Annotated in this window: 7 protein-coding genes; 4 read left to right on the forward strand and 3 right to left on the reverse strand. The window is 57.1% G+C overall.

Going from position 1 to position 13037, the window contains the following annotated elements:
• The first annotated feature begins 3 nt into the window (after window positions 1-3).
• Together nirB and MUA00_RS17595 are read left to right on the forward strand one after the other, a co-directional pair.
• Window positions 4-4077, forward strand: a complete 4074-nt coding sequence (gene nirB / locus MUA00_RS17590; RefSeq protein ID WP_271124297.1) for a nitrite reductase large subunit NirB — start codon at window positions 4-6, stop codon at window positions 4075-4077.
• Window positions 4074-6671 (forward strand): nitrate reductase, encoded by a 2598-nt coding sequence (locus MUA00_RS17595; protein ID WP_271124298.1) that lies wholly within the window; start codon window positions 4074-4076, stop codon window positions 6669-6671. The genes nirB and MUA00_RS17595 overlap by 4 nt, the downstream gene beginning before the upstream one ends.
• On the opposite strand, the gene MUA00_RS17600 is transcribed toward MUA00_RS17595, so the two are convergent.
• A complete protein-coding gene (locus MUA00_RS17600) occupies window positions 6648-7199 on the reverse strand; it encodes a YbhB/YbcL family Raf kinase inhibitor-like protein (RefSeq protein ID WP_271124299.1) in 552 nt (183 codons plus the stop codon). The two genes, MUA00_RS17595 and MUA00_RS17600, sit on opposite strands and share 24 nt — an antisense overlap.
• Window positions 7200-7273: 74 nt before the next feature.
• Between MUA00_RS17600 and MUA00_RS17605 the strand changes: the two genes are divergently transcribed.
• A complete protein-coding gene (locus MUA00_RS17605) occupies window positions 7274-8686 on the forward strand; it encodes a YchO/YchP family invasin (protein ID WP_271124300.1) in 1413 nt (470 codons plus the stop codon).
• Here MUA00_RS17605 and narL read toward each other — a convergent pair.
• Complete coding sequence (narL, locus tag MUA00_RS17610; RefSeq protein WP_271124301.1) at window positions 8683-9339, reverse strand: two-component system response regulator NarL; 657 nt, start codon at window positions 9337-9339, stop codon at window positions 8683-8685. The two genes, MUA00_RS17605 and narL, sit on opposite strands and share 4 nt — an antisense overlap.
• Window positions 9332-11128, reverse strand: coding sequence for a nitrate/nitrite two-component system sensor histidine kinase NarX (gene narX, locus MUA00_RS17615; protein ID WP_271125003.1), 1797 nt, complete (start codon window positions 11126-11128; stop codon window positions 9332-9334). The genes narL and narX overlap by 8 nt, the downstream gene beginning before the upstream one ends.
• Before the next feature lie 314 nt (window positions 11129-11442).
• Here narX and MUA00_RS17620 point away from each other — a divergent pair, with 314 nt between their 5' ends.
• Entirely contained in the window at window positions 11443-12834 is a 1392-nt protein-coding gene (locus MUA00_RS17620) for a NarK family nitrate/nitrite MFS transporter (protein ID WP_271124302.1), read from the forward strand.
• Window positions 12835-13037: the final 203 nt, after the last annotated feature.

Here is a 13037-nt window from a genome sequence, read left to right on the forward strand (position 1 = left end):
ACCATGCAGCGACGACTGATCGTTATCGGCAATGGCATGGCAGCGATACGCCTGGTGGAACAACTGACGGCGCGTGCCGCTGGCCGCTTCGCTATCACCGTTTTCGGCGAAGAACCGGCGCTCAGCTATAACCGCATTCTTCTCTCGCCGGTGCTGGCCGGAGAGAAATCGCCTGCCGCCACCCAGTTGCATGACGCTGCCTGGTACGATTCCCACGGCGTTGAACTGCTGACGGGCGAAGCGGTGCTGGACGTCGATTGTTCGCGCAAAATTGTGCGCACTTCTAATAAGCGCGCGATGGAGTACGACGAGCTGGTTTTCGCGACCGGGTCGCGGCCGTTTATTCCGCCCATCGACGGACATCGGCTTGCTCATGTCCACGGCTTCCGCACGCTGGCGGATGTGGATGCGATCCTCAGCGGCAAAGGCGACGCGGTTGTGCTTGGCGGCGGTTTGCTTGGCGTGGAAGCTGCCGCAGCGCTTAACGCACGCGGGATCAACGTCACCCTGGTTCATCGACAGGCATGGCTGATGGATATCCAGCTTAACCAGCGGGCCGGTATGCTCCTTGAGCAGTCGCTGACCGAGCGCGGTATTGCCTGCCAGCTAAGTTGCGGTATCGACCGCATTCATACGGACAGCGTCCTGTTGAGCAATGGCAATATTCTGCCTGCCGGACGAGTGGTTATCGCCACCGGTGTGAAGCCAAATATCGCTCTGGCGCAGCGGGCGGGCGTTCCATGTTCGCGCGGTATTACCGTGGATGGGCAGTTGCGCAGCGCATTGCCGCAGGTTAGCGCGTTGGGTGAATGCTGTGAAATCGACGGGCAAACCTGGGGGCTGGTCGCGCCTTGCCTGCAACAGGCTGATGTTTTAGCCGCCCGCCTGGCGGGAACGGCAACGGCGGATTTCCGTTATGAAGAGCGCGGTACGCGCCTCAAAGTCAGCGGCATTCCTCTTTTTTCTGCGGGCGATCTCAGCGAACAGCCCGAAACACGCGTTCTTAGCGCATTTGATCCGCTAACCCGGCATTACCGCTGCCTGCATCTGCGCGGCGAGCGGCTGGTGGGCGCCTTGCTGATGGGCGATATCCAGTCGGCAAACCTCCTGACAAACACTTTACTCAGCGCGGCGCCCGTTACGCCCGCCGTGCTGTTTGATGAATTCCACTCTGATGAGCAGCCGCGGGCTGCCGGAAATGACGACATGACAAAATCAACGCTGGTAGTGATTGGGCACGGCATGGTCGGGCACCACTTTCTGGAGCAGTGCGTAGCATTGCAACTGCACAAAAGCTTTCACATTGTGGTTTTCGGCGAAGAACGGCATCCGGCATACGACCGTGTTCATCTCTCGGAATATTTTGCCGGGCGCAGCGCGGAATCGCTTTCCATGGTGCAGGGGGATTTTTTTCACGAGCACGGCATCGAACTGCGCTGTAACAGCAAAATTGTTGAAATAGATCGGCAGCAGCGCCTGGTGCGCGACAGCAACGGCCACGAAACCTGGTGGGACAAGCTTGTGCTCGCCACCGGCTCGTTCCCGTTTGTGCCGCCGGTGCCGGGCAACTCACTGCCGGGCTGCTTTGTTTACCGCACGCTGGACGATCTGGACGCCATCGCGGAACGTGCGCGCAGCGGCAAACGCGGCGTAGTGATCGGCGGCGGCCTGCTGGGGCTTGAAGCGGCGAACGCGCTAAAACAGCTTGGTCTGGAAACGCATGTGGTCGAGTTCGCGCCAAACCTGATGGCGGTGCAACTGGACAACGCCGGAGCGGCTATGCTGCGCGAGAAAATCACCGAAATTGGCGTGCAGGTGCATACCAGCAAAGCCACAACGGCCATCACCGAAGCAGAAGGCTTACAGCTCAATTTTGCGGATGGCGAAACGCTGCGTACTGATTTGATCGTCTTCTCCGCCGGGATTCGCCCCCAGGACGCGCTGGCGCGCGCAAGCGATCTCGCGCTTGGCGAACGCGGCGGCATAGTGATTAACGATCTTTGCCAGACCAGCGATAACGCGATTTTTGCCATCGGTGAATGCGCCCTGTGGGAAGGAAAAATTTTTGGCCTCGTTGCGCCGGGCTATCAAATGGCGCGCGTGGCGGCGGCAACCCTTGCCGGGCAGGAATCCGCCTTTCGCGGCGCGGACATGAGCACCAAACTTAAACTGCTTGGCGTCGAAGTGGCTTCCTTCGGCGACGCCCATGGCCGCACGCCGGGTAGCCAGAGCTACCAGTGGACTAACGGGCCGCAGCAAATCTACAAAAAGATTGTCGTCTCGGCGGATAACAAAACGCTGCTCGGCGGCGTGCTGGTGGGGGACAGCAGCGAATATGCCCAGCTTCTGCAAATGATGCTCAACGGCATGGCGCTCCCGGCTCAGCCGGAAAGCCTTATTTTGCCTGCATCATCAGGGGGCGCGCCGAAAGGGCTGGGCGTGGCGGCGCTGCCGGATACCGCGCAGATTTGCTCTTGCCACAACGTTAGCAAAGCCGATATTTGCGCTGCGGTGAACGGCGGCGCGGGAGACATGGGCGCGATCAAAACCTGCACCAAAGCGGCGACCGGCTGCGGCGGCTGCTCGGCGCTTGTTAAACAGGTAATGGAATACCAGCTTCAGGAGCGGGGCGTGGAGGTGAAAAAGGATATCTGCGAACACTTCCCTTATTCGCGTCAGGAAATTTATCACCTGGTTGGCGTTAATCACATTCGCAGTTTTGAACAGCTTATCGGCCGTTACGGCCACGGTCACGGTTGCGAAATTTGTAAGCCGCTGGCGGCTTCGGTGCTGGCATCATGCTGGAATGAGTATTTGCTCAAACCCGCGCACCTGCCGCTTCAGGATACAAATGACCGCTACTTCGCCAACATACAGAAAGACGGCACTTACTCAGTTGTGCCGCGAGTCGCCGCCGGAGAAATCACGCCGGACGGGCTGATCGCCATCGGTCAGGTAGCGAAACGCTATCAGCTATACAGCAAAATCACCGGCGGGCAGCGTATCGATCTGTTCGGCGCGCGGCTTGAGCAGCTTCCTGCTATCTGGGAAGAGCTGGTGGCCGCCGGTTTTGAAACCGGTCACGCCTACGGAAAATCGCTGCGTACGGTGAAATCCTGCGTGGGTTCGACATGGTGCCGCTATGGCGTGCAGGATTCGACCGGCCTCGCCATCGAACTCGAAAATCGCTATAAGGGCCTGCGTTCGCCGCACAAAATCAAAATGGCGGTGTCCGGCTGTACCCGCGAATGCGCCGAAGCCCAGAGCAAAGACGTTGGCGTTATTGCTACCGACAAAGGCTGGAATCTCTATGTCTGCGGCAACGGCGGCATGAAACCGCGTCACGCGGATTTGTTCGCAAGCGATCTCGATCGTGAAACGTTAATCCGCACCGTTGACCGCTTTCTGATGTTTTACATCCGCACCGCCGACCGCTTACAGCGCACCAGCACCTGGATGGATAACCTGGAAGGCGGCATTGAATATCTGCGGGAAGTGGTGCTTAACGACAGCCTGGGTCTTGGCGACGAGCTGGAAAAAGAGATGGCGGGCGTGGTGGAGACTTACCAGTGCGAGTGGCAAACCACGCTCGGCAGCCCGGATCGCCTGGCGCTGTTCCGCTCTTATGTCAACAGCGAGCAGCCGGACGAAGCCGTGCAGCGCCAGACGTTGCGCGGGCAGCTCCAGCCGGTTTACGAAGTCGCCCACCAGCCGGCAAGCACGCCCGCAAAACCGTGGCAGGCGGTATGTGATATCAGCGCTATCCCGGCGCAGGCGGGCATCGGTGCGCGTCTGGGAGAGCAGCAAATTGCGCTGTTCCGCTTTGGCGATGCCGTTTATGCGCTGGATAATCTTGAGCCGGGCAGCGATGCCAACGTGCTTTCGCGCGGTATTGTGGGCGATGCGTCCGGCGAGCCCATCGTTATTTCCCCGCTCTATAAGCACCGGATTCGGCTGCGCGACGGGCGCGCCCAGGACGGCGGCGAGCTGGCGGTTCGCGCCTGGCCGGTGAAAGTGGAACAGGGCACCGTATGGGTGGGGAGCCAGGCGCTTATCGCGCGTGCGGAGGCATCATGAATGCCCCGGTGCGTTCTACCTGTCCCTACTGCGGCGTAGGGTGCGGCGTGGAGGCCCGGCAAACGGAGGCCGGGCTTTACGAAATTACCGGCGATAAACGGCATCCGGCGAATTTCGGGCGGCTGTGCGTGAAAGGCGCGGCGCTCGGTGAAACCCTGGCTCCTGATGGGCGTTTGCTCTATCCGGAAATTAACGGCGAGCGCGTGGAATGGGATACGGCACTTGCTTATACCGCTCAGCGGCTACGGACGATCGTTGATGAGTTTGGCCCGCAGGCCGTCGCGTTTTACGCTTCCGGTCAGCTATTGACCGAGGATTATTACGCCGCGAATAAACTGATGAAGGGATTTATCGGTTCGGCAAATATCGACACTAATTCGCGCCTGTGCATGTCGTCGGCGGTGGTGGGGTACAAGCGTGCTTTCGGAGCCGATGCGGTGCCGTGCAGCTATGAAGATCTTGAGCAAACGGACCTGGCGGTGCTGGTGGGATCTAACGCCGCGTGGGCGCATCCGGTGCTGTATCAGCGTCTGGTGCAGGCAAAAAAGCTGCGCCCGCAGATGAAGGTGGTGGTTATCGACCCAAGGCGCACCGCGACCTGTGATATTGCCGACTTGCACCTTGCGTTACGGCCGGGCAGCGATGCCGGGCTGTTTGTCGGGTTGCTGAATTATCTCCATTTACAACAGCCGCTGGCAGCGGAGCAGTTCGACGGGCAGGCTGAAGCGCTTAAGCTTGCCGCCGTATGGCCGCTGACAAAATGCGCCGATTTTTGCCAGCTTGAAGCCGATGCGGTCCAGACTTTCTGGCAATGGTTCGCCGAAGCCGACCGCGCCGTGACGCTTTACACCATGGGCATAAATCAATCGTCAAGCGGCAGCGATAAGTGCAACGCCATCATTAACGCGCACCTTGCCTGCGGGAAACTGGCGCGCGCCGGATGCGGTCCCTTTTCGCTGACCGGACAGCCAAATGCGATGGGCGGGCGGGAAGTGGGCGGTCTTGCAAATCAATTGGCCTGCCATATGAATTTTGAACCGGCGGATATCGCAAGGCTTGGGCAGTTCTGGGGCAGCGAACGGATAGCCGAAACGCCGGGATTAATGGCGGTGGAGCTGTTCGGTGCGATTGGCCGTGGCGAAGTCAAAGCCGTGTGGATCATGGGCACTAACCCGGTTGTGTCGCTTCCTGATGCTTTATGCGTGGAACAGGCACTTGCGAAATGTCCGCTGGTGATTGTCTCCGACGTGGCTTTGCAAACCGATACCGGGCGTTATGCAAACGTGCGTTTTCCTGCGCTGGCATGGGGCGAAAAAAACGGAACGGTAACCAACTCTGAACGACGCATCTCCCGGCAACGTTCATTTTTACCGGCGCCGGGTGAAGCGCGCGCCGACTGGTGGATAGTCTCACAAATCGCTCAGCGGCTTGGCTATAGCGAAGCCTTTAGCTGGCGGCATCCGCAGGAAATTTTCTGCGAGCACGCGGCGCTTTCAGGCTACGAAAATCATGGTTCGCGGGCGTTTGATATCAGCGGGCTGGCAAACCTGAGTCGTGAACAATATGACGCGCTGGAGCCGGTGCGCTGGCCAGTCACGTCTGAGGGAGAACCGGTATTTAAAAGCTGGCGAGTGAGCGGGAAATTCCAGCTTGTGCCGGTCGAACCCGATTTACCGCAGGCCGTAGCCGACCGCTGCTACCCGCTTATTCTCAATACCGGGCGCATCCGCGATCAGTGGCACACCATGACGCGCACCGGCGGCGTGGCGCGACTGATGCAGCACATCAACATGCCGTTCCTCGAAATTCATCCTGATGACGCGCAGCGCTACGGCATTCAGGATGCCGGGCTGGTGCGAATTGCATCGCGGCTGGGCGGAATGGTGGCTCGGGCGCAGGTGAGCCTGAATCAGCAGGCGGGAAGCGTATTTGCGCCGATGCACTGGAGCCAGCAGTTTGCCCGTAAGGGGCAAACAAATAGCCTGGTGGCTGGCGTGTGCGATCCGCATTCCGGGCAGCCGGAAAGCAAGCAAACTGCGGTGCGAGTTCAGCGCTGGCAGCCCGCATGGCAGGGTGAAATCTTCGCTCGCGATAAAGTTACGTTTGCGCAGGATGTTCAGTGGTGGCGTCAGGCATCGCCTGGCGTGCAGCATTTTTTGTGCGCCGCAGACAGCGCCTGTGTTGCCTGGCTTGAAACGCTGACTGCAGGGCGCGGCTGGCAGTTACAAACCGCCTGCGGAGACGAACAGTTTTATCATCTGCTGGCATGGCGAGAAGGTGAGCTGCAACTGGCTTTTTATGCCGGTAAAAGCTGGCCGCAGATTAATAATGGCGCGGTGCTGGCGGCGTTTGAAAACGGCTCGCTGACGCCTGCCGAACGCCATCTTTTACTGGCCGGAAAAGCGCCCGGCGCGGTAAACGATACGGGAAAAACCATTTGCAGTTGCTTCGGCGTGGGCGAGAAAACGATTCTTGCGGCAATCGCTACGGGGTGCCAGTCCGTAACGATGCTGGGAGAGAAGCTTCAGTGTGGGACAAACTGCGGCTCCTGCATTCCGGAACTTCGTGCATTACTGACCAAAACGGCCGATTAAGCCCGCCGCCGCCAGCGCATGATCTTTAAGCTTTGCGAAAAGCTGCTCACGGGTCAGCCCTGCCGGGAGCGCATCCGCGCGTAAATCGGTGGCGATTAGCGTCCAGGTATAATGGTGCGCGCCGCTGCCGGGCGGCGGACAAGGACCGTACCAGGCGAGCGTGCCGGGGGTATTTTTACCGCCGGTAAAACCTTTGCCGTCGCGCAGCTCGTTGGCGGCAAAGCCCGTCATGCTTGCGGGAATGTTATAAGCAACAAGATGAGTTACGCCAAGGCCTTTTGCGCCTTCAGGATCGTGGACTACCAGCGCGTAGCTTTGCGTTGTGGCAGGCGCGTTACTCCACACCACCGCAGGCGAGAGGTTTTCGCCCGTACAGTTAGGGTTGTCCTTTGCGTTCCCGGCGTATTTTTTATTCAGCATCGCGTTATCAGCAAAATCGGGGGACTGAAGCATAAACAGCCCTTCAGCCTGTGCCGCAAAACAGCCGAACAGCAGAACGGCGGATAAACAGCGTAGTGAGGTTTTCATAGTTGGATGCTCGAAAGGCAGGTGCTTTAAGCGTAGCGCTGAAATCCAGAAACGCGATATGTTATAATTTTCGGATGTTAAAAAAAGCTGTTCCGCTGTTCACCCTCTCTTCTGTACTCCTCTGCGCAGGAGGGGCTGCCAGCACCCGCCAGACCTTTACCGAACAAGCCGAAGCCCCCTTTACCGCCACGCCGAATGCGCTTCCTGATATGGGAATGGCTCCGGAAACGGACGCCGCGGCAAAACATATCGCCGAGATGGCGAAGAAATTTGGCGAGGCCAGCATGACGGATAACGGGCTGGATACTGGCGAGCAGGCGCGCCTGTTTGCTTTTACCAGCCTGCGCGACGTGCTGACCGATAAAGTGACTAACGAGGCGGAATCACTGCTTTCTCCCTGGGGCAAAGCCAACTTTAACCTGCAGGTGGATGAGCACGGTAACTGGAACGGCAGCAGCGGTTCGATGTTCACGCCGTGGGCCGATAACAATCGCTATCTCACCTGGAGCCAGTTGGGCTTCACCCAGCAGGATGACGGAATGGTGGGAAATATCGGTGCCGGTCAGCGCTGGGTGGCAGGAGAATGGCTGCTTGGTTACAACACGTTTTATGATACTCAGCTAGCCAGTAATCTTCAGCGCGCCGGATTTGGTGCCGAGGCATGGGGGGAATACCTGCGTCTGTCTGCCAATTATTATCAGCCGCTTAACGGCTGGCAGGACGAAACGGAAACCCAGGAGCAGCGCCTGGCGCGAGGCTACGACGTGACGGCGCAGGCCTGGCTGCCGTTTTATCGGCATATTTTTACCAGCGTCAGTCTGGAACAATATTTCGGCGACCGTGTGGACTTGTTCGACAGCGGCACGGGTTATCGCAATCCGGTTGCTGTCACCATGGGGCTGAACTACACGCCGGTTCCGCTTGTAACGCTAACCGCGCAGCATAAGCAGGGCGAAAGCGGCCTGGCGCAGGAAAATCTTGGCTTAAAACTTAATTACCGCTTTGGCGTGCCGCTGGGAAAACAGCTTTCCGCAGGCGAAGTGGCAGCCAGTAGCTCACTGCGGGGCAGCCGCTATGACAGCGTTGAGCGCAGCAATTTACCCGTTCTGGAATATCGCCAGCGCAAGACGCTTTCGGTGTTCCTTGCCACGCCTCCCTGGGAGTTGCATCCGGGAGACACGGTGGAGCTGAAGCTTCAGGTACGCGCAAGCCATGGTATTCGCCAGATTGCCTGGCAAGGAGACACGCAGGCGCTGAGCCTGACGCCACCGGCTAATAACAGAAATGCGGAAGGGTGGAGCGTGATCATGCCAGCCTGGAAAGAGGGCGCGCCGAACGAGTATCGTCTTTCGGTCATCATTGAGGATGATAACGGACAAAAGGTGACGTCAAACTGGATAACGCTTAAACAGACGGCGCCGCTGCTGATTAACCCGACAGAAGATTCGCGTTACGACCTGCTGCCGGGTGAGGGCGCTTTACCCTAAAAAATACGTTCCTGATGCACCCAGACCGCCGCCTCAACGCGGGATTTAAGCTTCATTTTTTTCAGCAGATGCTTTACGTGCACTTTCACGGTGCTTTCGGTGATATCCAGACGGCGCGCAATCATTTTGTTCGGCAACCCCTGGGCGATAAGCTTCAGAATATCGCGTTCGCGCGGCGTTAACTGATTCACGTCGCGGTCGGACGTTGCGCGGTTAGCGCGCAGGCTTGCCGCCAGAACCGGCGTTAACGCTTCGCTTAACACCATTTCGCCTGCTGCCGCCTGCTGCAATGCTTTGAGCAGGTCTTCCGGCTCCATATCTTTTAGCAGATAACCGTCTGCCCCACGTTTCAGGGCGGTAACCACATCTTCTTCGTGATTCGATACGCTAAACACAACGATGCGCCCGGACAGCGGCTTTTCACGCAGGCAGTCGAGCGTTTCCAGTCCGTTCATGCCGGGCATATTTAAATCGAGCAGGATCAGATCCGGATCGAGGGATTCCGCAAGCTGAACGCCCTGAGCGCCGTCTCCGGCTTCACCGACAACCGCCAGTTCCGGCGCCATGCTGATTAACTGTTTGACGCCGCTCCGCAGCATCGGGTGATCATCAATCAGCAATATGGTTGCTGCTTCCGGGTTCGGGCTACTCATCGTTAACTCCTGTGGCAGAAGACAAATGCGCTTCGGGCATAAAACTGACGACCACTTCAGTGCCGCCACCTGCGCGAGTCCGTATCTGACAATCCCCTTTCAGGCTTTGCGCACGGTCTCGCATAATAATAAGTCCGTAATGGTTTCGGCGCTCTCCGTTACCCGGAATACCGCAGCCGTTGTCCCATACGGTGAGTTTAACCTGTTTATCCTGGCGAATAACGCTCACGCCGCAAGCTGAAGCCTGAGCGTGTTTAAGGCTGTTGTTTAACGCTTCACGAGCAATCTGCACCAGATGGATGGCCTGATGCGACGGCACGAGGCGTGGCGGTAGCTGATAGTCCAGCTCCACCGCAAAGCCAAGTTTTTCACTGAACTCCTGGCAGCTTGTTTCAAGGGCCGGGCGCAGGCCGGGCTCAATCAACTGCAGGCGGAAGGTGGTCAACAATTCGCGCAGTTGACGCCATGAGGTATTCAGCTCGTGACGCATTTGCCCCAATAAATCGCGGCTTTGCTCAGGCAGACCTTCACTTTGCATTTGCAGGCAACTGACCTGCATTTTCAGGCAGGAGAGCGACTGGGCGATAGAGTCGTGTAATTCGCGAGCAATGGCGGCGCGCTCTTCCATCACTACTAACTGTTGCTGGTGTTCATACTGTCTTTCCAGGGCGAGAGTGGCGGCGAGCTGTTCGATTAACGTTGAAATCAACTGCTGCTGATCGACGGTCAGGCTGCAGCCCAGCGGGAGCTGCGCCAGCACCAGGCCATAGTGAATATGGTTGTCCGTTAATCGCCACTTCAGCGCGGTGCTTTCAACCGGCTCAGGTTCCTGTTCGCGCGGGCAGAGGTGACAGCCCTGTTCTTCGCAGCTACTGTCCGGCTGATAGGTATATTCGTCGTAGTTTTCTTCGTCTTCGTATTCATATACGCGCAGTTCGATGTGGCGCAGCGGCGTGAGCTTTTGCAGTTCGCTTAAAACCGGAGAAAGCCTTTGGCACAGCGGGGCCTGAGAATGAAGCCGACGGTTTGCCTGATACAGAAAAGAGAGAATTTGATTTTTTTGTTCGAGCCCGGCTGTTTTTTCCCGAACGCGCTGTTCAAGCACGGAATAACTTTCAGCCAGTTCCGCCGACATGCTGTTAAGCGCCATGCCAAGCGTCGCCATTTCGTTACGTCCGGTGATATTTACCCGGTGAGTGAAATCTTTCTGTCCGATGGCCGAAGCCATAGCCAGCAACTGCCGCCAGGGGCGGAGCAGGCGTTTGCGTAGCCATACTACGGTGAACAGCAGCAGTAACCCCATCAATACCACCATGCCCTGTTGAAGGAGAATGACGCGATGAAGGCGAAGCTCCGTAGTTTTGTCGAACGAACTTACCAACTGGTCGATTCGACCCACAAACTGCGCAACGTGCGGAGTGACCTGTTGCGCATTTTTAGCGCTTTTCATCGCAGGTTCGAGCGTGTCGCGCCAGTAATGCTGGAGTTCGTTAAGCTGCGCCTGCTGACCGTCGCGCCGCGCCGCCTGTTGCAAATCCTCGCTCCAGGTGGTTTGCTCCATTTCGGTAAACAGGACGTCGTTTTTTTCAGTAAGCGGAATGGCGGCCAGCAGACGATAGCTTTGCATACGCAGCGACCCGGCTTTATTGATAGCATGGGCGTTGCCCTGAATACCCTGCGCAAGCCAACTGGCAAGGCTCATTCCCGCGATACCCAGCGACGCCTGCAACAGCACGATAAGCGCAAGCTGGTTGACCAGGGTTAACGGGGAAAACAGGCGTTTCAGCATAAACGGGCGCGCTCCGGATACGGAATTGTCATAAAAACAGAGGGACATTCTCAGCTATCCTCTGGAGTATACCCATACCCCCTAATGATTACCCCTTAATTGCCGTAGGTAGCATAACCCCGAGAATTTGTAAGCATAAGCCGCAGCAGCCTGGTGAAAAATCACGGCTTTTTTAGTAATCAGACTTACTCACAAAGAATCATGGTTGATTTCTGACCGCCATTCTGTTCGGTTATCCCTTGATTTACATCAAATTAGATTCATCAATACTCCCTAATGTGACCGCAATTACTCTCACAAACTTTGAGGTGTTTATGTCTCAGTCATCCGCTAATGGACAGAAATCGGGAGCGCTAATTACGGACTGGCGTCCGGAAGAGCCGGAGTTCTGGCAAACCAGAGGCCATCGTATCGCCAGCCGTAATCTGTGGATCTCTGTCCCAAGCCTGCTGCTGGCCTTCTGTGTCTGGATGTTATTCAGTGCTGTTGCAGTCAACCTTAATAAAGTCGGGTTTACCTTTACGACCGAGCAGTTGTTTATGCTGACGGCTCTGCCTTCTGTGTCCGGCGCGCTGCTGCGTGTGCCTTACTCTTTTATGGTGCCTATCGTTGGCGGCCGTCGCTGGACTGCGTTTAGCACCGGCATTCTGATTATTCCCTGCGTCTGGCTGGGCTTTGCGGTGCAGGATACCAGCACGCCGTTTAGCGTCTTTATCATTATTTCCCTGCTGTGCGGTTTCGCCGGCGCGAACTTCGCCTCCAGCATGGCGAATATCAGCTTCTTCTTTCCAAAATCAAAACAGGGCGGTGCTTTAGGAATTAACGGCGGCCTGGGAAATCTGGGCGTGAGCGTGATGCAGCTTGTTGCGCCGCTGGTCATTACGCTGTCGATGTTTGCCATATTTGGCGGTACCGGTGTGGCTCAGGCGGATGGCACCATGCTGTTCCTTGAAAACGCCGCGTGGGTCTGGGTGCCTTTCCTTGCGATTTTCACCCTTGCCGCCTGGTTTGGCATGCATGATTTGTCCGCTTCAAAAGCTTCTTTGCGCGAGCAGTTGCCGGTGCTTAAGCGTGCTCACCTGTGGATTATGGGTCTGCTGTATCTGGCAACCTTTGGATCGTTTATCGGTTTCTCTGCCGGTTTTGCGATGTTGTCAAAAACCCAGTTTCCTGACGTGAATATCCTGCACTTTGCTTTCTTTGGCCCGCTGTTTGGCGCGCTGGCTCGTTCCGCAGGCGGCGCCATTTCTGACCGCTGGGGCGGCACGAAAGTCTCGCTGATAAACTTTGTGTTTATGGCCGTGTTCAGCGCGTTGTTGTTTACCACGCTGCCGCATAACGGCGTGGGCGGGAACTTCATCGCCTTCTTTGGCGTGTTCCTGATGCTGTTCCTGACGGCAGGGCTCGGCAGTGGTTCCACCTTCCAGATGATCTCCGTCATTTTCCGCAAGCTGACCATGGATCGCGTAAAAGCGGCGGGTGGCACCGAAGAGCAGGCGATGCGGGAAGCGGCAACAGACACCGCAGCGGCGCTGGGCTTTATCTCGGCGATTGGCGCGGTGGGCGGGTTCTTTATTCCTAAAGCGTTCGGGACTTCACTGGCGTTGACCGGCTCTCCGGCAGGGGCGATGAAGGTCTTCCTGGTGTTTTACATTGTTTGCGTGGTGATTACCTGGGCCGTGTATGGCCGTAAATCAGCCAGATAAAAGTTTAACCGATTGACCTTTTGGTTATCCCTTGCGCGGCTTCGGTCGCGCTTTTTTTACCCTTGCATTAGTTACAACATACTAATCCATCAATCAAGGGCAATGGCCCAGCGTGAAAATGAAAGGTTGTGGGGGACCTACCCCTTAATACCTCTGTCGTTGATTTTTGTACTCACAACAAATTGGAATCAATAATAAATACA

The organism is Dryocola boscaweniae, from assembly GCF_025215095.1.
Classification (GTDB): Bacteria; Pseudomonadota; Gammaproteobacteria; order Enterobacterales; family Enterobacteriaceae; genus Dryocola; species Dryocola boscaweniae.

Coding starts and splice junctions, on each gene's coding strand:
- nirB (WP_271124297.1), top strand. CDS start 4: ATGCAGCGACGACTGATCGTTATCGGCAATGGCATGGCAGCGATACGC.
- MUA00_RS17595 (WP_271124298.1), top strand. CDS start 4,074: ATGAATGCCCCGGTGCGTTCTACCTGTCCCTACTGCGGCGTAGGGTGC.
- MUA00_RS17600 (WP_271124299.1), bottom strand. CDS start 7,199: ATGAAAACCTCACTACGCTGTTTATCCGCCGTTCTGCTGTTCGGCTGT.
- MUA00_RS17605 (WP_271124300.1), top strand. CDS start 7,274: ATGTTAAAAAAAGCTGTTCCGCTGTTCACCCTCTCTTCTGTACTCCTC.
- narL (WP_271124301.1), bottom strand. CDS start 9,339: ATGAGTAGCCCGAACCCGGAAGCAGCAACCATATTGCTGATTGATGAT.
- narX (WP_271125003.1), bottom strand. CDS start 11,128: ATGCTGAAACGCCTGTTTTCCCCGTTAACCCTGGTCAACCAGCTTGCG.
- MUA00_RS17620 (WP_271124302.1), top strand. CDS start 11,443: ATGTCTCAGTCATCCGCTAATGGACAGAAATCGGGAGCGCTAATTACG.